Below are 22,732 nucleotides of genomic sequence, written 5' to 3' on the forward strand. Positions count from 1 at the left end.
ATGTACAGCAAAGATCAACAGACCCTAGCAAAAAGTATAAACTTTGCAGGGAATAGGTCGATAACTTGTCTGCGCTTTAAAAATAACAATAGCACTAGCGTAAGAATCAGAGAGTAGTACTGACCCGCCTAGGACTCAGTATCAGACGTTGCTGTGCCTGCAATGCCACGTCACCCTTTATCAAAATTTCAGCATTAACTTACGTGGTCGAAAGTCATGACTTTCAGTATAAAACAAAAACTCATTATTTCTCTTATTGTGGCGGTACTCGCTGCTGCTATTCTTGTAGGTTCCATTAGCCAGTGGATTGCCCGTGATCTCGTTAAAGAGAGCATGGAAGAGCTTCAGCTTCCTTCGTTACTTAAACAGGTTGGCAACCGAGTGGACAGGGAAGCAAGTGTGATGCTTACCGTTGCTCATGGCATTGCCTCTAATCCTGACATTCTTGCATGGTCTTCAGCAGGTGCAGACAGCGCTGGCGAACGCCGTCTTGTTAACTATTTAAGTAATATTGTTGAATTCAACGATTTAACCGTTGCCTCGTTCGTAGACAGAACAACCTACAAATATTGGAACCAGGACGGTTTTTTAAGAGTGCTTCAAAACGATGAATTCGATGGATGGTTTTTCGCCTATAAAGATAGCGGCGAGCCAATATCATTAAGTTTGTACAACGAACCCGGTAAGGGTTACCGTCTTTTTGCGAATTACCAGCAAGTAAACGGTAGAGGTATGTCAGGTGTCGCTAAGTCGGTCGATGAGTTACTAGATATCATCAATGCGGTGAAAATTGCCCAAACCGGCTTTGTCTTTCTTGTTGACGGTAACGGCACCATTATCGCTCACCCCAACACTGAGTTACTGGGCAAGGCAAAGTTAGCGTCAATAAGCGATTCGAGAGCAGCGGGGCAACTACTTAATCGTCAGGGCTTTGCTATGGCCACCAGCGATTCAGCAGGCGACACGCAACTGTTTGCCAGTACCTATGTGGAAAAAGCCGGTTGGTATGTGGTAGCACAAGTACCCGAGCACGAGCTTTACGCATCATTAAATGCAGGCAGTCGCCAAATTATTATTTGGGCCTTGGTTATTGCTGGCGCTTTCGCGCTTATTGGCATTTGGCTAGCAGGCACGCTTACCAAGCCACTTGAATCGCTAGCCGATGTTTTCCAGCAGCTTGGTAGAGGTCAAGGCGATTTACGCTCTCGTATTCCTATGCCAGAACAAAAAGAGATTGCCCGCTTAGTGGAAGGGTTCAACAACTTTATTGATCACCTTCACGGCACTATTTCGCAAGTGGCGAAAACAAGTCACGCGCTAAAGGCGTCTGCGCAAGATGTTGCAAAACAGTCGCATCAAACAGAAAACTCTACCAAGAGTCAGCGCGATCAAACCTTACAGGCGGCAGCCGCATTAACAGAGATGGGCAGTACGGTAAATGAGGTGGCTCAGTCAGCTACTCATGCTGCGCAAAATGCGAATCTGGCAACCACTAACTCCGCTCACGGTCGAGAGATTACCCAGCGCGCAGTTCACGCGATAAACGGTCTTTCCGACCAAATTCAAGATGTGTCTAGGGTTATTCAATCGCTTGATGAACACACTGCGGCGATTGGCGGCATTCTTGATACCATTCGGGGAATTTCAGAGCAAACCAACCTGCTTGCGCTAAATGCCGCAATTGAAGCAGCGCGAGCTGGCGATCACGGCCGAGGCTTCTCGGTAGTTGCTGATGAGGTGCGAACACTTGCACAACGTGCCGCCCAAGCCACTGATGAAATACAGGTGAAGATAGACAAGTTCCAGCAAGACTCTAAATCTGCCGTTTCGCAAATGGAGTCTAGCCGCGCGCGCACAACCGATGTGGTAACCGCAACCAATGAAATAGATAAACTACTTCAAGATATCGCCGAAGAAATTGCTCACATCAACGATGTGAACACACAAGTGGCCACTGCCACAGAGGAGCAAGCTACGGTGGTTGAAGATATCAGTCGAAACATTAATGACATTAGTGCATCAAGTGAAGAAACCCTGAATGCAACTAAGATATTGGTTAGCGTGAGTGACAAGCTCGACGAGCTTGCACAAGAGCTTTCATCAGAAGTGAGTAGGTTTAAACTGTAGCGGTCTAAGCTTGCTTACACTTTGCGAAGTCTGAAGCTTCGAAACAAACCCGTTTTACGCGCCATCATTTAGAAAGTGATGGCGTATTCTACTTTTACTTGATTGTCACGGCTAGAGCGCCAGGGCAATTGCATTGATGCCCCTTCACTTTCCCACGACTCTCTCATAGCACCAACAGTAAGAAGATGCTTGTCTTCGTTAAATGGAATTTCTAAATAAAGGCCTGCGGACGTGCTGGTTGGAAGTCGAATTGTATCAGCAACTGGAATACTCATTTCGTGGCGGGGGGGCCCTTTGTGACTCAACCCCAAGCGATAATCCCCTCGATCCCACCAGCTTACTATTTCAAATTCGTGGCTTCTGACACGCTGAGACATAACGCCGTAATCAAGCAACCCTTTGTTATAGTGAACAATAGCTTCAACATTAAACATAGGCGTAATTTTTTGGCTAAACGCTAATTGGTACTGCTTTTGTTTGCAGCCTTTAAACTTAATTTTGTTTTTGGTGAGGGTTAAGGAAAACGTGTCGTCATTGCTTGAGTATTTGTTGAGCCATTCCTGTGCTTTTTCAACTACGGAGGCATTTGCTGCACCCACCATTAAAAAACATGGACAAAAGCACATTGCTAAAAAGGACTGGTTTAAACGTCTCATTTTTCGCTGCCTCTTAAATTGTGGTTGGCTACAACTTATTCGATCACAATTTCAGTATAGACAGGAAAGTAGGCAGTTGGGTATTAGCCATTTTACTAACATTGGCTAAAAGATAACTTAAAAAAAGAACGCCTATCGTAACTGACAGGAACACCTATTCTAAACATTGGAAAAACAAAGATAACTTGGAGAGACTATCTGCCCGTATTCGCTCAGTTAGCCATAACAACGCCGCACTACCTCCGATACTAAAGCGTTGTTACTGCATTGTTATGGCGTTACTTTGGCGCTAGAAAGCGATGCTTTACGACCTTCCGTAGCTTCTTCGCTGAACCAATACATGCCGTTGTTATCCACACATATGCCTTCAACTTGTTTGTATTGCTCAAGCGGCCATACATCAAGCAAAGTAAAGTCTTTCGAGATTTGAGCCATGAAAGTGGAGAAATTTCCGAATGGGTCTGATTTGTACCCGGTAATGACAAACTTATTTTGGTGCTGATCGAAATCGACTCCCGTCACTACGCCCGGCAGTCCATCAATGGACGCAAACGTACTAATGGTTTGCTCAGCTTCGTCTTCGTTCACTTTATAGATATGGGTTATACCAGTTTTCCAACTTTTAGAAAAAAGAAGCAGGTCATCGCCATGCTTAACCATCGCCTCTGAGTCGAAATCATGTGCATAAGGAATGTTATTCGAAGCGTCATTACCCTCGTATTTCAACGTAATAGAGGTGATGTCATTCACATTTGAGCGATTTACTTTATGTATTTCGACCTGCTCTCTTTTGCCTTTATTGTTTCCCACATCCGCAATGTAAAACGATGAAGCGTCAGCGGTTATTGCTTCCCAGTCTTTATTGATGAGCGGTAAGCGCGTTCGTTCAATAATTTCACCCTGGTAATTTATACGATAAATGACGGGAGCATTACCTGAGTCATTTAATGAGTACATGCCGTCCGTTTCGCAAAATAGACCCGATGTTTCTGAAAGTTCTTCCGGCAACTCAACGATATTTTCTATTTGTAACTGTTCAGAAGGGATGGGATATTGAACCGCGCATGCCGATGCTAGTACAAGCGATGCTGATAACGCCGCGAATTTAAAGTGAGTGTTCAATGAAAGGCTCCGAAAAGAACGATAAGTAACGAATAATATCAAGCCTACCACTTTCTAACATGCATTTTAGTGCACTAAATAAGGTCTATTGGTCTAAACTTTTAGCCCAAGCGTATATCGCTATAAACATAGGTTGGCCTAAAGTCTCTGTATGACAAATGTTTAGGCTGATATACCATGGAATAATATCAACACGTTAAGGACTCACTTTGTCAGACCCGCTTCTTTCACTCGTTGCAGTTGGATTGCTGTCAATTACCTGCCAATACTTAGCCTATAAGGTTAGGCTCCCTGCTATTTTACCGTTGTTAATTGTCGGTATTTTGGTTGGCCCTGTTTTTGGCGTGCTCAACGCGGACGACTTATTCGGTGATTTGCTGTTTCCTGTCGTTTCTCTCTCTGTTGCCATTATTCTTTTTGAAGGGTCACTGACGCTGAAGTTCAGCGACATCGCGGGTCATGGGAACATGGTTCGAAACCTTTGCTCTGTGGGCGTAGTTGTAACCTGGCTTGTCGCAGCCACTGCAGCGCACTACAGTCTTGATCTTACTTGGCAGCTATCCTTCCTATTCGGAGCCATTGTTACCGTAACAGGCCCCACGGTTATAGTACCCATGCTCAGAACCGTGCGACCGAAAACGAATTTGGCCAATATCTTACGCTGGGAAGGGATTGTCATAGACCCTATCGGCGCTCTGCTCGCCGTACTGGTTTTCGAGTTTATCGTTGCATCGCAAGAAACCGCCATTACCCATACGCTAATAGCATTTGGCAAAACCATTGGAATTGGCTCCGTACTTGGTCTCGCTTCTGGCTACCTGCTTGGTCTGTCTATTCGCAAAGACTGGATACCGCACTATTTGCTCAACACCGCAGTGTTAACCGTTATTCTGGGTGTGTTTGCAGCGTCTAATTATGTTGCGCTCGAGTCTGGCCTTTTGGCCGTTACCATCTCTGGTATGGTACTGGCCAATATGAAGGACGTAGACGTAGAAGACATTCTTGAATTTAAAGAAACCCTCAGTGTTTTACTTATTTCAGGCTTATTTATTCTGCTTGCCACGCGTTTGAACTTACAATCGGTAGTGGATGTAGGTTGGGGCTCCATTGTAGTGCTTGCCGCCATAATGTTTGTGGCTCGACCTTTGTCCGTATTGGCGTCTTCCGTCGGTACCGGACTCAAGTTAAACGAATTAGCCTTGCTAAGCTGGATTGCACCTCGCGGTATTGTTGCAGCGGCGGTATCAGCCCTTTTCTCTTTAAAGCTTGAAGAAATTGGCTATGAAGGCGCGGGTATTATCGTTCCTATTGTTTTTATGGTGATTATTGCGACAGTGGTGGTACAGAGCCTTACTTCACGCACTGTTGCGTCGCTACTTAAGGTGAGAGCGCCTGCGCCAACTGGCTATTTGATTTTCGGTGGCAGTAAATTCAACCGCGCCTTAGCGACGGAAATGATAAACCAAAAGCTAGACGTTACCATTGCAGATACTAACTGGGACGCAATAAGAGAAGCGCGTATGAAGGATATCCCAGTATATTTTGGCAACCCAATGTCTGACCATGCAGCGCGACATCTTGATCTGAATACATTCGGTACCGTGCTGATTATGTCGCCTTATAAACAGCTTAACCCACTTATTGCTTATCACTTTGAATACACGATGGGCAAAGACAAAGTATGGGCGCTGACAAATAACGAACAATCTACGCGACCAAGTCACCAAGTTAGCGAACAATACGCGAAAAAACTTACTCTGTTCGATGAAGGCGTTACTTATGGGTATTTAGCATCGGCCATTGCCCGTGACTCAATGGTGAAAACCACCCGTTTATCTGAAGAGTTTACTTACGAGCAGTACATTAAACAGTATGGTGAGCGCGCTACACCTCTCATTGCAATCAACGCTGAAGGTAAGAGCTATACTTTTATCAACGGTAACAGTATTCAGCCTAAAGCAGGATGGCGTGTGATTAGCTTGATTGAACCAGAACGAAAAGAAGAAAAAGTAGAAGTGCAAAAGTAAGAAAACCTCCTGCCCACCGGCAGGAGGTCTCTCCCTGGAAAACGCGCAACGCAGTGCCCTTTTTAAAAGGTGCATATTTATTTGGATTTTACTGTTGTTACGCTGTCGCACACTTTAGAGCAAGCAGCGAACCAACTTTGACAATCCTTTTATAATCAAATAGATAACTAAAAACCAAGTCCCTATTCATTATCTTTTAGCTGTCACAGCGCCTAATTTGGTGCATCAGACGCACAAATGCGGGGTTCCTTTTTTGTTCAATAACAACGAGTTGCTGTTTTTGACTGACTGCATTTAACGAATACTGCGATGTATACACGCTAAAGTAGAATCTAGTGCACCGCTGTTGTCTTGCAGAACCTTTTTACCCGCCCTGCCCGCTTGTTCAGCCTTACTGGGTGATTCAAGCCAATCTTGCACCGTAGAAAAAATATGAGAAGCATCCTCAACTATGCTCAACGCGCCGCACTCCTTCAGATAGTCGCAAATAACAGGGTTATTATAAATGTGTGGCCCCATCATTATTGGCAGCGAGTACGCAGCGGGTTCAAGAGCATTATGGCCGCCCCTATCGGCAATCGAGCCGCCAACAAAGGCGAATGTGGCAACCGCATAGGCGTGATTTAGCTTCCCCATTTCATCCAATAAGATGACGTTTACATCTTCAGGTACATTGTTTACCTCTGAACTTTTAATAAAAGTCAGATTATGCTTTTCAAGTAATTTGGCTACGCTATCAAAACGTTCTGGATGGCGAGGAACAATAATAACCCGTAGGTGGGCATTCTTTTTCCATAAAGCCTGTGTTGCTTCAATGATAACGCTCTCTTCAGGTTCATGCGTACTACCTGCAACAAGTAATGGCCTTTCACTCTTCACTAATCCAAGAAAGCCTTCAGAGGGGCTAATGGTGGTAGCAGCTTGGTCAAACTTAATATTGTTCGTAAGGGTTAGCTTAGCTTGTGCTACTCCTAACCATGCGTAGTTATCGAAATCTCTCTGGCCTTGTGCACACACGTGGGAAAGCTTGGCCAACATAGGGTTAAATAGCTTTCCAATTTTTTTATAACGCTTAGCTGAGCGTTCGGTCATGCGAGCATTTATCACCATAACGGGAATGTTCCGCCTCCAGCACACATCAATGAGGTTTGGCCATAATTCAACTTCAGTAATCATAACCGCCTTAGGCCTAATGCGTTTCAGCATTAAAGACATGGTCAAAGGTAGGTCGTAAGGCAAATAGAAATGGTGAACCGCGTCTTTAAATATATCTCGCACACGGGCAGAGCCTGTAGAGGTGGTAGTAGTGACGGTTATTTGCGCATCTGGCTCGTGCTGCATAATTCGCTTTATTACGCATGAAGCAGCCACCACTTCCCCTACTGAAACACAGTGAAATAAATAGCCATTCTGCTTGGGCGGCTTAGGGACAAAGCCAAAGCGCTCAAATTGTTCACGACGCGAGTTATCGCTTGTTTTCGAGGCTTTTATTAACAAATGAATAAATGCGAAGGGAATAGCAATCGCCAATACAAGCGAATATCCCCATCGGCAGAGAGTTTCGAGTAGCGTAGGTTTATAGCCGTGTGTATTGGCAACAACCATAAATACATCCTTTTTAATACAGAACTTCGACAACAGCATTTAGAGACAGCGAATATTGAGGTCGATATAAGCCTTTCAAACCCTGTGTAATCAGAAGCGATACGCTCACTTTCAAGCGTTGCGCATGTCACAACATTTATAAAGTGCTACATGCCTGAATAAATACTTTCGACATTGTAGTGGCTAAATAGCCTGCGTCTAGAGCCAAGCTTCATTATGGGTGGCTAAATACTTAACAAGCTTAGAATTACCTTACTTTGACAACTAGTTCTTAGGCTATTGCGACGTTTGAGCTGCTTTATATAAAAGTGGCTCTAGAAGAAAAGCAGGATAAAAACGGTCTTAAATAAATAAGCGTCGTATATAGAATATTAAATAAATTTTAAGGATGGCATTTGAGTATACGCGTTCTTCACATTGAACTTGGCGTACATCTTCACGGTGGCGCCGAACAAGTTGCATACCTCATCAATGCGTTAGAGCACCATGGTGATATATCGCTTCACTTGGTGTGCGCTGAAGACAGCGAAATTCGTTATACCGCTTTTCGGCATTGTGAAACCCATACCATTAAGTATGCTGGTGAGTCAGACTTCCTATGTGTCAAACGTTTACTGGAAGTCGTAAACGCGGTTAGCCCAGATATTATTCACGTGCATAGCGAACGTGGTTCAGATGTCTGGGGTGCCATGCTAGCCAAAATCTCTGGTGTGCCTACCGTTTGCACAAGGCGAATCGATAATCCCGAAACCCATTTCTCCTTTTACAAATACAAACAATTCGACGCCGTTATCAGTGTATCTGAAGGGGTGCAGAAGGTAGTTTCAATGCATTGTGAAGGCGTAAAACACCAACACGTTATTTACCCTGCTGTCGATTTTGCCCAATACACTCAACCAAAAGACAGTGACTGGCTTCGTCGTACGTTTTCTATTCCTGATGATCACATTGTAGTCGCTAACTTTGCCCAGTACATATCGCAAAAAGGACAAGCAGATATCATTTTGGCTATGCACGACGTATTAAACAGACATGAAAATGTTACCTGTTTGCTATTTGGCGAGGGTAATCTTCAAGAGAGCTACCAATCACTTATCGAACGTCACAGGTTAGACGACCATGTAAAGCTTTGCGGCTTTACAAAGGAGGTAGCCAAAATACTCCCTAACATAGATATCTTAGTACACCCTTCCTACTCAGAGGGTTTGGGAGATATCTTACTTCAAGCAGGAGCGAATAAGTGCGCTGTGCTATCCAGTCCTGTGGGAGGCATACCCGAAGTGATTAAGCACAAGGAGACGGGAATTATGGTGGCGCCGGGCGATATTGACGGAATTGGTGAGAGCTTAATTAGTCTAATTGAAGCCCCTGATGAAAGAGCACAATATGGAGAGGCTTTGTATAAGCTTGTCACAAGTAAATTTGGTATAGAAAGGATGTCCAGTGCCTATGCTAATTTATACAAGACGCTAGTCTTCAACGGCGCTGATAAGGAACACGCTTGAGCCTATAGAAGTATATGTAAAAACTGCAGATACAAAAAAGCCGCTCGAAAGCGGCTTTTTTAAGACTTTGAAAAAAGTTAGCGATTAAACGCCAGCTTTCTCAACAACGTCAACTAGCATCCAAGATTTGTTCTTAGATAGCGGGCGACATTCACGTACTGTTACTACGTCACCTTGGTTGCACACGTTGTTTTCGTCGTGGGCGTGAAGCTTAGTAGAGCGCTTGATGAACTTCCCGTAGATTGGGTGCTTAACAAAACGTTCAACTACAACAGTGATGGTTTTATCCATCTTGTTGCTAACCACACGACCTTGTACTGTACGAATTTTTTGCTCAGTCATTACGCATCAGCCTTTTGAGTCAGAATGGTTTTAACACGCGCGATGTTACGACGTACTTTTCTCAACTGATCAGTTTTTTCAAGCTGACCTGTTGTGTGCTGCATGCGTAGGTTGAACTGTTCGCGTAGCAGGTTAATCAACTCTGCGTTCAGCTCTTCTACGCTTTTGTCTTTCAGTTCAGTCGCTTTCATTACATCACCGTCCGAGTTACAAAGGTTGTTTTAAATGGCAGTTTAGCCGCTGCCAATTCAAACGCTTCGCGTGCAAGATTTTCAGGAACACCTTCCATCTCGTAAAGAACACGACCAGGCTGAATTTGGCATACCCAGTACTCAACGTTACCTTTACCTTTACCTTGACGCACTTCAAGAGGCTTCTCAGTAATTGGCTTGTCAGGGAAAACTCGAATCCAAATTTTACCTTGACGCTTAACGTGACGAGTCATAGCACGACGCGCTGCTTCGATTTGACGCGCAGTCATTCGACCACGGCCAACTGCTTTAAGGCCGTAAGTACCAAAGGCAACAGTGCTACCCGCTGCGAAGCCGCGGTTGCGGCCTTTGTGCATCTTACGGAACTTCATGCGTTTTGGTTGTAACATGATTAGCCCTCTCGCTTAGCGTTGCGGCCTTTCTTCTTAGGTTGAGCAGCTGGTGCTTGCTCCTGAGTTGTAGGTAGACCACCTAGAACTTCACCTTTGAAGATCCATACTTTAACGCCGATGATACCGTAAGTAGTTGACGCTTCAGAGGTTGCGTAATCGATGTCCGCACGGAAAGTGTGCAGAGGAACGCGACCTTCACGGTACCATTCAGAACGTGCAATCTCTGCACCGCCTAAACGGCCGCTAACTTCAACTTTAATACCTTTAGCGCCTAGACGCATTGCGTTTTGAACTGCGCGCTTCATAGCACGACGGAACATAACACGACGCTCTAGCTGGCTAGAGATGCTGTCAGCTACTAGCTGGCCATCTAGCTCTGGCTTACGTACTTCAGCGATGTTGATCTGAGCTGGCACGCCGGCTAGCTTAGATACGTAGTTACGCAACTTCTCTACGTCTTCACCTTTCTTACCGATTACAACGCCTGGACGAGCAGTGTGAATAGTCACACGGATGCTCTTAGCAGGACGCTCGATCACGATTTTAGAAAGTGAAGCGTTCTTTAGTTGCTTAGTCAGATACTGACGTACCTGATGATCGTTATACAGGTTGTCTGCATAGTCTGCAGTATTAGCGTACCAGGTAGAAGTCCATGGTTTGCTGATACCCAGGCGTATACCTGTAGGATGTACCTTCTGTCCCATTATCTACTCCTAGTTATCCGCTACAACCACAGTGATGTGACTGCTGCGCTTGAAGATACGATCAGCACGGCCTTTAGCACGTGGCTTGATACGTTTCATAGTTGGACCTTCGTCAACGAAAACTTTAGACACGCGTAATTCGTCGATGTCTGCGCCTTCGTTGTGCTCTGCGTTAGCAATCGCAGATTCCAATACTTTCTTTACTAGCGCTGCGCTTTTCTTCGGGCTGTACGCAAGAAGCTCTAGAGCTTTCTCAACGTGCATTCCGCGAATTTGATCCGCAACCAAGCGTGCCTTTTGAGCCGACGTGCGGGCAAAACGGTGTTTAGCTAATGCTTCCATCTTCCTACCCCTTAACGTTTAGCTTTCTTATCCGCGACATGGCCGCGGTAAGTACGCGTTGGCGCAAATTCGCCCAACTTGTGGCCGACCATTTCGTCACTAATAATGACAGGTACATGTTGGCGACCGTTATGGACCGCAATGGTCAACCCAATCATATCTGGGATGATCATAGAACGACGAGACCAAGTTTTGATTGGTTTACGTTCGTTCTTTTCCACTGCAGCCTCTACCTTCTTCAGCAAGTGAAGGTCAATAAAAGGACCTTTCTTGAGAGAACGTGGCATGGTGAATCCTCGCTATTACTTGTTTCGACGACGTACGATAAGCTTATCAGTACGCTTGTTGCTTCGGGTTTTCTTACCTTTAGTAGGAACACCCCAAGGAGTTACTGGGTGACGACCGCCTGATGTACGACCTTCACCACCACCGTGTGGGTGATCAACCGGGTTCATGGCAACACCACGAACGGTAGGACGAACACCACGCCAGCGTGTAGCACCAGCTTTACCTAGTGAACGAAGCATGTGCTCTGCATTGCCAACTTCACCGATAGTGGCGCGGCAATCAGATAGAACTTTACGCATTTCGCCAGAGCGTAGACGTAGGGTAACGTAGTTTCCGTCACGTGCTAGGATCTGAGCATAAGCACCAGCAGAACGTGCGATTTGCGCACCTTTGCCAGGCTTCATTTCAATTGCGTGTACAACAGTACCTACAGGGATGTTACGCATAGGTAGAGTGTTACCAGACTTGATCGGAGCGTCCGAACCAGACTGGATTGCATCACCTGCTTGCATACCCTTAGGAGCCAGAATGTAACGACGTTCACCGTCTGCGTACAATACTAGTGCAATGTTTGCAGAACGGTTTGGATCGTATTCTAAACGCTCAACTTTAGCTGGAATGCCGTCTTTGTTGCGTTTAAAGTCGATTACACGGTAGTGTTGCTTATGACCACCACCAATGTGACGAGTGGTAATACGACCATTGTTGTTACGACCGCCAGATTTGCTGTTCTTTTCAAGCAAAGGTGCGTACGGTGCACCTTTGTGCAGGTCAGGATTTACGACCTGAACAACGTGACGACGACCGGCAGAAGTTGGCTTAGCTTTCAATAATGGCATTTCTAATCCCCTTCTTACTCAGCACCACCGACAAAGTCGATGTCCTGACCTTCTTTAAGAACCACGTAGGCCTTTTTCCAGTCGCTGCGCTTACCGAAAGACATGCCGTGACGCTTGGTTTTACCCTTAACGTTCACAGTACGAACACCTTCAACTTCAACTTCAAACAGTTTTTCAACTGCAGCTTTGATTTCGGCTTTGTTCGCGTCTTTAGCTACTTTAAATACAACTGTGTTGTTCGCTTCAGCAGCCATTGTAGACTTTTCTGAAACGTGAGGTGCTACTAGCACCTTCAGTAGACGTTCTTCTCTCATGCTAACGCCTCCTCAAGTTGTTTAACCGCATCAGCAGTCATTAGCACTTTTTCAAATGCAATCAAGCTCACTGGGTCGATGCCTGCTACGTCACGTACGTCAACTTTGTACAAGTTGCGCGCCGCTAGGAACAAGTTCTCATCAACTTCAGGAGTAACGATTAGAACGTCATTTAGTTCATATTCGTTAAGTGCAGAAATAAGAGCTTTAGTCTTAGGTGCGTCAACACCGAACTTCTCTACAACAACCAAACGGTCTTGACGGATTAGTTCAGACAAGATGCTCTTGATCGCACCGCGATACATTTTCTTGTTAACTTTTTGGTCAAAGTCACGAGGCTTAGCTGCGAAAGCACGGCCACCGCCAACCCAAATTGGGCTACGGATTGTACCAGCACGCGCACGGCCAGTACCTTTTTGACGCCATGGCTTCTTACCGCCACCACGAACTTCAGCGCGAGTTTTCTGCGCTTTTGTACCCTGACGAGCGCCTGCACCGTAAGCTACAACTACCTGGTGTACCAGGGCTTCGTTGAATTCACGTCCAAAGGTCGCTTCGGATACTTCAAGAGCGCTTTGCGCGTCTTTCAATGTTAATTCCATCAGTTCACTCCCCAGACGTTACGCTTTAACAGCTGGCTTTACGATTACATCGTTGCCAGTTGCGCCAGGTACGGCACCTTTAACTAGGATAAGGCCGTTCTCTACGTCAACACGTACAACTTCCAAAGACTGAGTAGTCACTTGCTTGTTACCAAGCTGACCAGCCATTTTCTTGCCTTTGAATACTTTACCTGGTGATTGGTTTTGACCAATTGAACCAGGAGCACGGTGTGACAAAGAGTTACCGTGTGTCATACGCTGAGAACTGAAGTTCCAGCGCTTGATAGCACCTTGGAAACCTTTACCTTTTGATGTACCAGTTACATCAATTTTCTTAGTGTCGTTAAAGATTTCAACAGTGATTTCACTGCCTACTTCAATATCGGCACCTTCGTTTTCTTCTAGGCGGAATTCTACTAGAGTGCGTCCAGCTTCAACACCAGCTTTAGCAAAGTGACCTGCTTCAGCTTTGTTGATGCGGTTAGCTTTCTTAGTTCCAGCAGTAACCTGAAGAGCGCGATAACCGTCAGTTTCCTCAGTACGAAGCTGAGTAACGCGGTTTGGGGTCGCTTCAATAACAGTCACAGGGATAGACGTACCATCTTCAGTGAAGATGCGAGTCATACCCACTTTACGACCGACTAGACCAATCGCCATTGTTATAACCCTCTCTTATTAGCCCAGGCTGATTTGAACATCAACGCCAGCAGCCAAGTCCAAACGCATCAACGCGTCAACTGTTTTGTCAGTTGGCTCGATGATGTCTACCAAACGCTTGTGAGTACGGATTTCATATTGATCACGCGCGTCTTTGTTAACGTGCGGAGAAATCAGAACTGTATAGCGTTCTTTGCGAGTAGGTAGAGGAATAGGACCACTTACCTGAGCACCAGTGCGTTTCGCAGTTTCAACGATTTCAGCCGTAGACTGATCGATCAACTTGTGATCAAACGCTTTCAAACGAATGCGAATTCTTTGATTTGGCATCGATTAAGCTCCAATCGAAAGAACAAAAAAATTCACCCTTTCTCTTCCATTTTGTCCGGAAAGAAAGGATGTGCGTAAACCGATGGTTCCCAATCGGAACCCTGTTCTTTTTTCTAGCACGCCAGCAACAGGCTAATCAGTGATGATGAATCCGTTACTTCGGCAACCACCCTAAAAGCAGTGAGGTCGCGGCTAAAAATTACGTGCCCTAATTGGGCAGTGGGCGCGAATTATACAGAAAGCACAGGGCAATGCAAGAGGCAGTTTGCTTTTTATACACACATTTTTACGCTATAACAGTGTATGTAACTGTCTATAAGTAGTATTGTTGCGGTTGAGGTATCAGTATATCTTGATACCCTAGCGTAAAACATGCTTGTAGCGCCCAGAAGCGTAAAGGAATAGGCGCCAATATTTTTAGTAGTGAGAATATGGAAGTAGTAAATAACCAGCAAACTTTTGCACAAATAAAACGCATCTTAAATAACCACTCTACGTTGCTAGATGCCTACAGCCTATTAGAACCCATGATACTCGGCTTGTTTGACGCTACTCGCATGAGTATTTTTCAGCGTCGTCGTCAGCATCAGGACTTGGTTGCCCGATTTAAAACAGGCAAGGAAACCCTAGAGATAAAAGTGCCAATTAGCCCCATGTCTATTGCAGGCTATGTTGCTTTATCTCAAAAAGCTGTAGTTATTGACGACCCTTACAATCCGACATTACTTCAAAGTATTCACCCACGCCTTCGTTTTGCCGACAAGTTCGACAAAGATAACGATTTCAGAACACAAAACATTCTCTGCGTACCAATAATGAACGCAGGTGTATTGATGGGTGTAATTCAAATCATCAACAAAGCAAGCGGCAGCTTTACAGAAGACGACCTTAAGCTTGGCAACGCATTAGCACTTATTCTTGGCGACAAGTTTAGATTCGAGTTAGGCGGCACTAATAACCCATTTGATCTTCTTGTACATAAGAGTTTGCTGGAAGAAGCAACCCTAGCCGATATCCAATCTTCTACGCCAGACATTCGCGCTTTAGTACAGCGCTTAGTTTCTGAACACCGTATATCAGAGGATGAAATCGGTAACTCCCTGTCTATTCACTATCAAGTTCCATTCATTTCTTATTTACCCGAAAAGTATCATAGGTTTGAAAATGAAAGTCGCCTGAATGTTTCTTATTTAAAACGGAACTATGTGGCGGTTATTGCCGATGCGCACGATAAACCCATTGTGCTAATGGCTGAGCCAAACAATGCTGCGCTCTTAATGGAAATTGAAAGCGCAATGGGCATAGATAGCTATGAAATTGCTGTGAGCTTGCCTAACCTCATTCTTCAATATCTTGGAGAAAATAGTGGTGGCGGTGGCCCTGGCGAGATGAGTGATATTCTTGATGAAATTGGCTCATCTACCGATGAAAACGAAGATCAAATTGACGAGCTTTCAGACGACGCACCTGCTGTCGTACGTCTAGTAAGTCGAATACTTCACGACGCTAAACGTCTAAATGCTTCAGATATTCATATAGACCCCGAAAAGAATGCGCCTACTCGTGTGCGTATGCGCGTAGATGGGGTGTGTCGGGATATGAACCAGGTGCCAAACTCGCACCATAATGCGGTGATTGCGCGTATTAAAATCATGTCGAATCTTAATATAGCGGAAAAGCGGGTTCCTCAGGACGGCAAACTCGCGTTTAGAATGAACGGTAAACTCGTAGAAGTACGTGTTGCTACTATTCCTACCGTTGCCGGCGAAGGCGTGGTTATGCGTATTTTGGCATCGGGTGGAGCTATGCCTATCGACAAGATGAATTTAGCCCCCACCAACCGTTCAAGGTTGGAAGAGATGATAAAAAAACCTCACGGCATCCTACTTGTTGTAGGCCCCACAGGTTCAGGTAAAACCACAACGCTTCACGCTATATTGGGATATTTAAATACGCCTGAAAAGAAAATTTGGACAGCTGAGGATCCGGTGGAAATCACCCAACCCGGCCTACAACAGGTTCAAGTAAGTCCTAAAATTGGCTTTAACTTCGCAGCAGCACTGCGCGCATTCTTACGTGCCGACCCTGACATTATTCTTATTGGTGAGATGCGTGATAAAGAAACTGCTCATGCAGGCATTGAGGCCTCGTTAACTGGTCACTTGGTTCTTTCAACACTACACACCAACTCGGCGCCAGAAACGATTACCCGTTTACTCGATTTAGGCCTTGATCCAGTGAACTTTTCTGATGCATGCGTGGGGATACTCGCCCAACGTCTTATTAGAACGCTATGTGGAAATTGTAAAGAGAAGTATATTGCGGATGAAAAAGACATGGCATTTATTGAACGCCAGTACGGTCAAGAACACCTCTCGGAACTTAATCTCCAAGCCCCTTTAGAGCTTTACAGAGCCAAAGGCTGTGAAGAATGTGGAAATACAGGTTACAAGGGCAGGACGGGTGTGCACGAGTTGCTGGGAATGACACCAGAGCTTCGCTCAATGGTTTATAAGGAAGCAAGCGTTTCAGAAATGAAATCACAAGCTGCCAAAGATGGCATGCGTACCTTGGTGCAGGACGCAATATTTAAGGTCGTTAAAGGCGATACGGATTTAGCGCAGGTTCAGATTATAGGTGGTGAATAAGCGCTAGAACCTTACGGCGAAGAATATATCACCCTACATTGCGTGGAAGCGCAAGATTTAAGATGTGAAAAGCGATCGGCTATCGGTTCGCATATAAAAGAAATTATTTGCGAAAAACGTTACTACTAATAGTCAGCTAAATTCAAATCAAACTGGAGTAAAGGCTGTGGTGAAAACACAGCCTTTACCGCGTTTTTAAAGCAAATGCTTATTTCTTAAGGTACTCTCGAATAACGTAGTGAAGAATCCCGCCGTTTTCGAAATAAGTAAACTCATTCGATGTATCAATTCTGATATCCATCATAAATGAAGTGGTTTCCCCATCATCGGAAGTAGCTTTGACTTCAACTTCGGTCTGCCCACGTTCAACAGCGTTAATAGAAAAAGACTCATTACCTTTGAGCCCTAACGAACTCGCGCTGTCACCTGACTTAAATTGAAGTGGCAGAATACCCATTCCTATTAAGTTTGAGCGGTGAATACGCTCATAGCTTTCGGCAAGTACCGCCTTCACGCCCATAAGAGATGGACCCTTTGCCGCCCAATCTCGGCTAGAGCCAGTACCGTACTCTTTACCACCAATGACAATTGCTGGTACGCCGTCATCTTTGTAACGCATAGCAGCATGGAAAATAGACATACTATCGCCACTTGGGAAATGTGTGGTTGCACTGCCTCTTGTGCCGGGTGCTAATTGGTTTTGAAGACGCACGTTAGCAAACGTACCTCTCATCATAACCTCGTGGTTACCACGACGCGACCCGTAAGAGTTAAAGTCTTTAGGCTCAACCCCTTGGGCCTGCAGGTACTCGCCCGCAGGGCTATCTTCTGCGATCGCGCCGGCTGGAGAAATATGGTCGGTAGTAATCGAATCGCCCACCTTAACTAGGCATCGTGCGTTTTCAATTGCAGTCAAAGCCTCTGGCTCCTTACCCATTACTTCAAAGAAAGGCGGATGCTTAATGTAGGTTGATTCTGGCCAGTCGTAGACTGATGTTTTACTTACCTGCAGTTCATTCCATTCACCGCTTCCTTTAAATACATCTGCATACTTTTCTTTAAACAAATCACCAGTGACGTTTTCCGCTATATATTGCTGAATTTCGTCTTCGGTAGGCCAAATGTCTTTTAAGTATACCGGAGAACCATCACTCGCCTTACCTAACGGCTCTTTAGTGATATCTACATTCATGTTCCCAGCTAGCGCGTATGCTACAACCAGTGGTGGTGATGCTAGGTAGTTTGCAGCCACATCAGGATGGATACGCCCTTCAAAGTTGCGGTTACCAGATAAAACTGAGGTAACCGTAAGTTTCGCTTTTCTAATGGCGTCAGTTATGGAATCAGGTAGCGGCCCGGAGTTACCAATACACGTAGTACAGCCGTAGCCAACCAAGTTAAAACCTAGCGCTTCAAGCGGGTCCATAAGACCTGCATCTTCTAAATACTGAGTAACAACCTGAGAGCCAGGTGCTAATGAAGTCTTGACCCACGGCTTACGAGTTAGCCCTCTTTCCGCTGCTTTCTTCGCAAGCAAGCCTGCGCCAACAAGCACTGATGGATTTGACGTGTTAGTACAACTGGTGATAGCAGCGATTACAATAGCGCCATCTTCAAGGTTGAACTTGCTTCCTCTGAACTCCACGAATGAGTCGTGTTCTTCGTCCACCTCGTCTGTTGTGCCCAAACCCGCTTCTGCGATGAGATCAGTTTCTTCATCAAGTACTTTCACGTCAATTTGCGAACGATGCCACTCTTTAAATGCCTCTGCTGCATTATCGAGGGCAATTCTATCTTGAGGACGCTTAGGTCCAGCAAGTGAAGGAACAACGTCGTCCAAGTTTAGCTCAAGGGTTTCATGATACTGGGCATCTTTTGAGTGGTCGTCGTGCCATAGGTGACTAAATTTCGCATACTTCTCCACAAGGGCAATTTGATCTTCGTCTCGGCCGGTGAGTCGCAGGTAATCTAGCGCAACATCATCAATAGGGAAAATACCGCAAGTAGCACCATATTCGGGCGCCATGTTTGCGATGGTGGCACGGTCTGCCGTAGTAAGATGCTTAAGACCCGGTCCATAGAATTCTACAAACTTTCCAACAACGCCATGTTCACGTAGTTGTTGTGTGATAGTTAGCACCATGTCGGTGGCAGTTACGCCAGCAGGTAACTTACCTGAAAGCCTGAAGCCAACCACTTTTGGTAATAACATTGTTACTGGTTGACCCAGCATCGCTGCTTCTGCTTCAATGCCTCCCACACCCCAGCCAAGTACGCCAAGGCCATTAATCATAGTGGTATGCGAATCTGTTCCCACTAGGGTGTCGGGGTAAACCAAGGTTTCCCCATCTTGCTCCTTAGTGAATGCGCAACGAGCAAGATACTCTAGGTTAACCTGATGCACGATACCGCGACCTGGGGGAACCACTTTGAAATTGTCAAAGCTAGACTGGCCCCATTTAAGAAATTGATAACGCTCTCTATTTCGCTGGATTTCAATGTCTGTATTCTTTTCAAGCGCATCGTCTTCAGCAAAGTGATCAACCATTACTGAGTGGTCAATAACCAGTTCTACTGGATTTAATGGATTAATCGCCTGAGCGTCGCCACCTAAACGATTAACCGCATCACGCATGGCTGCTAAATCAACAATAGCAGGCACACCCGTAAAATCTTGGAGGATGACGCGCGCGGGAACAAAAGACACTTCGTGGTCAACGTGATTGTCAGTGTCCCATTTTGCTACTTGCTCAATATCGTTACTATTTACGAACTCTTCATCTTCATGGCGAATCAGGTTTTCCAACAGAATTTTGATGCAAAAGGGAAGCCTGTCGAGCGCATATTTACTGCCTATACTGTCAAAATTAACCGCTTTGAAGTTTTTACCGTTTACATCAAGCTGCGAAAAAGACTTATATGTCATACGCTCACCATCCTTCTTTGCCTGTTCGTGAATATTGTGTACGTTTCAAGTTTACCAACGCAAGAAACGAGCAACGGGTATTGTCCCGCCGCCTTACTTGTCAATTTGTACGGCCTTAACATGAAAAAAAGTTCACCTACCTTTAGTAATGGCATCTGTTTTTAGGTGATTTTTTTAAAGGGATTCAGAAGTTCGGTTACAAACTCAAGCCAAATAGACGAAAGTGCGCCGCACTGCTTATGGCTAATTAAACTTAGCGCACTGTATTGTGACAATATTCTTTTGAAAATTTCGTGTGTACACAAAGAACTTGTTGAACAGGTCAATTTACATATATGCAACATTTCTGTTTTCTTATAACTCACCAAACGGTATGCTAAAAATCCGGTTAAACATTAAATGTCTTAATACATGCTTAGGAAGGCTTTGAGATATACAAGCCTTAGTAGTGAGCAATAACAATAATAACGAAGTTATCATGACACACCCGCTAGTTAAGAAGTACAACCTTGCGCCTCACCCCGAAGGAGGTTTCTATCGTCAGGTTTTCCGTTCTGAAAACGAAACTAAATCCTTTGTGCACAATGCTAGTCGTCCCGCGCTTACTCATATTTATTTTCTTCTACTGAAGGGGCAAGTCAGCCGTTTTCACCGCGTTTTGCACGATGAAGTGTGGAATCACTATGAAGGGGCTCCCCTACAGCTGTTTCAACTTGAAAAACAACAGTTGTGGGAACGTCGTATTGGTGGTGGAAGCAACGATTACGTCGAAGTGGTTAAAGCAGGGAATTTTCAGGCAGCCGCAACTATGGGAGATTACTCTCTGGTGGGTTGTACCGTAGCTCCGGGGTTTGACTTTGAAGACTTTAGTTTCATAGAGGAGCCATCAATGAAAGAATGGATTAAAGTCGCACATCCTGACCTTACTCACTTTATATAATCATTCTCAAATGTTGGCGAAAAACACACATCTTACCTGCGATTTTGTACAAGCATAAACTGGATTTTTAAGCGCCAATCAAGGATGATAACAGCAGATTTTTAAATATACGTCTGAACGTCCAAACTTTGGAAACTCTCAGACTATTTCACTCTAACGCCGCAGGTAACCCAACTATGTATAAATTGGTACTTATTCGTCATGGAGAAAGTCAGTGGAACTTGGAAAACCGTTTCACAGGCTGGCACGACGTTGACTTGACCGACACTGGTGTAGCACAAGCAAAGACCGCAGGTCAGCTACTTAAAGATGCTGGATTTACATTTGATCAGGCTTATACGTCTGTACTTCTTCGCGCTATTAAAACACTTAATATTGCCCTTGAAGAAATGGGCCAACATTACCTTCCAGTTGAACGTCATTGGCGTCTGAACGAGCGTCACTATGGTGCACTGACAGGTCTAGACAAAGCAGAGACTGCCGCTAAGCATGGTGAAGAACAGGTTAAAATCTGGCGTCGTAGCTTCGACATTCCACCTCCGGCCGTTGAAGATGATAGCGAGCACTTCCCAGGTCACGATCCGCGTTACAACAATGTAGATACTGATATATTGCCACGTGGTGAAAGTCTTAAGCTAACTATCGAACGTGTACTGCCATACTGGCACGACGTTATTCGTCCAGACATCCAAGCAGGCAAGCGCGTAATTATTGCTGCGCACGGCAACAGTCTTCGTGCTCTTGTTAAGTACCTTGATGGTATGTCAGACGAAGAAGTGTTGGGTCTAAACATTCCTACAGGTGTACCGCTAGTATACGAGTTAGATGAAAACCTTAAGCCAATTTCTAAAGAGTACCTTGGCGATGCTGACGCTATCAAAGCAATGATGGATGCCGTCGCTAAGCAAGGCAAAGCGAAGTAATCGAATGCCTTTTTAGATACGAAAAAGCCTGCGTTCGCAGGCTTTTTTAATGGGTGTCTTATTAGACTAGTTTGGTACTCTCACCAACCAATTGTGAGTGTCTTCTGCTTTACCCCATTGAATATCATTTAACGCTTGTCTTAGCTTCATCGTTACAGGGCCAGCTTCTCCGTTACCCACCTGATACTCTTTATCATTGTGAATAAAAGTACCTACTGGCGTAAGTACAGCCGCTGTACCAGACAGTGCAGCTTCAGTATTCGGTTTAGCTGAACGCTCTAGTAGCTCGTCTACAGTAATATCGCGCTCGCTCACCTTCATGCCGTGGTCTTTGGCAATTTGAAGAATCGTTGCTCGGGTTACACCGTGTAAGAAGCTAGAATCTAACCCTTTAGTAATGATTTCATCACCGTCGATAAGCAGGAAGTTAGCAGCTCCCGTTTCTTGTACATCGCCATTAGGGCAAAACAGAATTTGATCAGCCTGAACTTCTGCACGCGCTTTAAGAATAGGAGGCAACGCACTGGCGTAGTTACCACCGCTTTTTACCATTCCCATGTGCGGTGCACAGCGCATACCTGTTTCGTCTAGCAACAAGCGTAGTGGCTTCAAACCGCCGGCAAAGTAATCGCCAACCGGCGATAATAGAACGTATAGCATTGAACTTGCTGATGGTGCTGCCGCTTTACCAATAGAAGCTTCCGTTCCGATATGCGTAGGGCGGATATACATAGAACCTGGAGGCTCTGGAACCTCAGAGGCGTATTTTGCAACAATATCGATTATCATCTTTTCGACTTGCGTTTTGTCTATTTCAGGCAAGTTAAGCAGACGGCTACTTTGAGCGAAGCGCTCAATATTCTTATCCATTCTAAAAATATTGATGCTGCCATCTTCGTGCTTAAATGCTTTTAAGCCTTCAAAGCAAGTACTTGAGTAATGAAGTACGTGTGCACCAGGGTGTAGCTGAATACTATCTGCACTGACAAATTCGGTGTCAGTCCACTTATCGTTGACAAAGGTAGCAAGTGCCATTTGTGGCATGAATACTGTACCGAATACGGCCATTAGTTCGTCCTATTTACTTCGACTAGAAAAATACTCGACAGAGTTTACCAAAAAACGTTCACTTTGCTAAAAGTAAGTCAGATCTATTAAGGCTTTTATCGAATAAGAATGTCTATAAATACTGACAACACAAAAATAATGGGGTCAGAGTCGTGACTCTGAC

22 protein-coding genes are annotated in these 22,732 nt (G+C 45.0%); 6 read left to right on the plus strand and 16 right to left on the minus strand.

All coding sequences use genetic code 11. The features are described 5' to 3' along the window. The first annotated feature begins 216 nt into the window (after positions 1–216). Positions 217–2,127: a methyl-accepting chemotaxis protein gene (locus ACX5KA_RS17815; RefSeq protein WP_289109570.1), complete on the plus strand. Its 1,911-nt coding sequence runs from the start codon at positions 217–219 to the stop codon at positions 2,125–2,127. Positions 2,128–2,195: 68 nt separating this feature from the next. Here the strand turns inward: ACX5KA_RS17815 and ACX5KA_RS17820 are convergent, their stop codons facing one another. Together ACX5KA_RS17820 and ACX5KA_RS17825 are read right to left on the minus strand one after the other, a co-directional pair. Then, complete coding sequence (locus ACX5KA_RS17820; protein ID WP_458731790.1) at positions 2,196–2,783, minus strand: hypothetical protein; 588 nt, start codon at positions 2,781–2,783, stop codon at positions 2,196–2,198. Positions 2,784–3,053: 270 nt separating this feature from the next. Next, complete coding sequence (locus ACX5KA_RS17825; RefSeq protein WP_458731791.1) at positions 3,054–3,905, minus strand: hypothetical protein; 852 nt, start codon at positions 3,903–3,905, stop codon at positions 3,054–3,056. Positions 3,906–4,114: 209 nt separating this feature from the next. On the opposite strand from ACX5KA_RS17825, the gene ACX5KA_RS17830 reads away from it, so the two are divergent. Continuing rightward, the gene (locus tag ACX5KA_RS17830; protein ID WP_283632645.1) at positions 4,115–5,932 is read left to right on the plus strand and encodes a cation:proton antiporter; all 1,818 of its coding nucleotides are present in this window, start codon (positions 4,115–4,117) and stop codon (positions 5,930–5,932) included. 294 nt (positions 5,933–6,226) lie between these two features. On the opposite strand, the gene ACX5KA_RS17835 is transcribed toward ACX5KA_RS17830, so the two are convergent. Further along, positions 6,227–7,537 (minus strand): 3-deoxy-D-manno-octulosonic acid transferase, encoded by a 1,311-nt coding sequence (locus tag ACX5KA_RS17835; RefSeq protein ID WP_458731792.1) that lies wholly within the window; start codon positions 7,535–7,537, stop codon positions 6,227–6,229. Positions 7,538–7,932: 395 nt separating this feature from the next. Here ACX5KA_RS17835 and ACX5KA_RS17840 point away from each other — a divergent pair, with 395 nt between their 5' ends. Continuing rightward, positions 7,933–9,042 carry a glycosyltransferase family 4 protein gene (locus tag ACX5KA_RS17840; protein ID WP_458731793.1) on the plus strand — a complete coding sequence of 370 codons (1,110 nt, stop codon included), beginning with the start codon at positions 7,933–7,935 and terminating at the stop codon, positions 9,040–9,042. Positions 9,043–9,126: 84 nt separating this feature from the next. On the opposite strand, the gene rpsQ is transcribed toward ACX5KA_RS17840, so the two are convergent. Genes rpsQ through rpsJ form a run of 11 tightly spaced genes read right to left on the minus strand, consistent with a single transcriptional unit; the run spans position 9,127 to position 14,064 of the window. Beyond that, a complete protein-coding gene (rpsQ, locus tag ACX5KA_RS17845) occupies positions 9,127–9,384 on the minus strand; it encodes a 30S ribosomal protein S17 (RefSeq protein ID WP_012516966.1) in 258 nt (85 codons plus the stop codon). Next, entirely contained in the window at positions 9,384–9,575 is a 192-nt protein-coding gene (rpmC, locus tag ACX5KA_RS17850; RefSeq protein ID WP_012516965.1) for a 50S ribosomal protein L29, read from the minus strand. The genes rpsQ and rpmC overlap by 1 nt, the downstream gene beginning before the upstream one ends. Next, a complete protein-coding gene (rplP, locus tag ACX5KA_RS17855) occupies positions 9,575–9,985 on the minus strand; it encodes a 50S ribosomal protein L16 (protein WP_012516964.1) in 411 nt (136 codons plus the stop codon). Before rplP ends, rpmC begins: the two co-directional genes overlap by 1 nt. Before the next feature lie 2 nt (positions 9,986–9,987). Beyond that, positions 9,988–10,692 carry a 30S ribosomal protein S3 gene (gene rpsC, locus ACX5KA_RS17860; protein ID WP_014947978.1) on the minus strand — a complete coding sequence of 235 codons (705 nt, stop codon included), beginning with the start codon at positions 10,690–10,692 and terminating at the stop codon, positions 9,988–9,990. Between the two features lie 9 nt (positions 10,693–10,701). Next, the gene (rplV, locus tag ACX5KA_RS17865; RefSeq protein ID WP_014947977.1) at positions 10,702–11,034 is read right to left on the minus strand and encodes a 50S ribosomal protein L22; all 333 of its coding nucleotides are present in this window, start codon (positions 11,032–11,034) and stop codon (positions 10,702–10,704) included. 11 nt (positions 11,035–11,045) lie between these two features. Next, positions 11,046–11,321: a 30S ribosomal protein S19 gene (rpsS, locus tag ACX5KA_RS17870; RefSeq protein WP_012516961.1), complete on the minus strand. Its 276-nt coding sequence runs from the start codon at positions 11,319–11,321 to the stop codon at positions 11,046–11,048. Positions 11,322–11,336: 15 nt separating this feature from the next. Next, complete coding sequence (gene rplB, locus ACX5KA_RS17875) at positions 11,337–12,161, minus strand: 50S ribosomal protein L2 (protein WP_014947976.1); 825 nt, start codon at positions 12,159–12,161, stop codon at positions 11,337–11,339. 14 nt (positions 12,162–12,175) lie between these two features. Then, positions 12,176–12,475, minus strand: coding sequence for a 50S ribosomal protein L23 (gene rplW, locus ACX5KA_RS17880; RefSeq protein ID WP_039217760.1), 300 nt, complete (start codon positions 12,473–12,475; stop codon positions 12,176–12,178). Beyond that, positions 12,472–13,077, minus strand: a complete 606-nt coding sequence (rplD, locus tag ACX5KA_RS17885; protein ID WP_012516958.1) for a 50S ribosomal protein L4 — start codon at positions 13,075–13,077, stop codon at positions 12,472–12,474. The genes rplW and rplD overlap by 4 nt, the downstream gene beginning before the upstream one ends. Positions 13,078–13,095: 18 nt before the next feature. Continuing rightward, complete coding sequence (rplC, locus tag ACX5KA_RS17890; RefSeq protein WP_014947975.1) at positions 13,096–13,734, minus strand: 50S ribosomal protein L3; 639 nt, start codon at positions 13,732–13,734, stop codon at positions 13,096–13,098. Positions 13,735–13,752: 18 nt separating this feature from the next. Then, entirely contained in the window at positions 13,753–14,064 is a 312-nt protein-coding gene (gene rpsJ / locus ACX5KA_RS17895) for a 30S ribosomal protein S10 (protein WP_010179497.1), read from the minus strand. A gap of 431 nt (positions 14,065–14,495) precedes the next feature. Between rpsJ and ACX5KA_RS17900 the strand changes: the two genes are divergently transcribed. Next, positions 14,496–16,712, plus strand: a complete 2,217-nt coding sequence (locus ACX5KA_RS17900; protein WP_084081759.1) for a GspE/PulE family protein — start codon at positions 14,496–14,498, stop codon at positions 16,710–16,712. Between the two features lie 208 nt (positions 16,713–16,920). On the opposite strand, the gene acnA is transcribed toward ACX5KA_RS17900, so the two are convergent. Beyond that, positions 16,921–19,638 carry an aconitate hydratase AcnA gene (acnA, locus tag ACX5KA_RS17905; RefSeq protein WP_039217767.1) on the minus strand — a complete coding sequence of 906 codons (2,718 nt, stop codon included), beginning with the start codon at positions 19,636–19,638 and terminating at the stop codon, positions 16,921–16,923. A gap of 478 nt (positions 19,639–20,116) precedes the next feature. Between acnA and ACX5KA_RS17910 the strand changes: the two genes are divergently transcribed. After that, positions 20,117–20,578, plus strand: coding sequence for a cupin domain-containing protein (locus tag ACX5KA_RS17910; protein WP_039217768.1), 462 nt, complete (start codon positions 20,117–20,119; stop codon positions 20,576–20,578). A 176-nt stretch (positions 20,579–20,754) separates the two neighbouring features. Then, positions 20,755–21,501, plus strand: a complete 747-nt coding sequence (gpmA, locus tag ACX5KA_RS17915; RefSeq protein WP_039217770.1) for a 2,3-diphosphoglycerate-dependent phosphoglycerate mutase — start codon at positions 20,755–20,757, stop codon at positions 21,499–21,501. Positions 21,502–21,567: 66 nt separating this feature from the next. Here the strand turns inward: gpmA and ACX5KA_RS17920 are convergent, their stop codons facing one another. Then, positions 21,568–22,569 carry a branched-chain amino acid aminotransferase gene (locus tag ACX5KA_RS17920; protein WP_039217772.1) on the minus strand — a complete coding sequence of 334 codons (1,002 nt, stop codon included), beginning with the start codon at positions 22,567–22,569 and terminating at the stop codon, positions 21,568–21,570. Positions 22,570–22,732 lie beyond the last annotated feature (163 nt).

It is taken from the genome of Alteromonas alvinellae, from assembly GCF_902705805.1.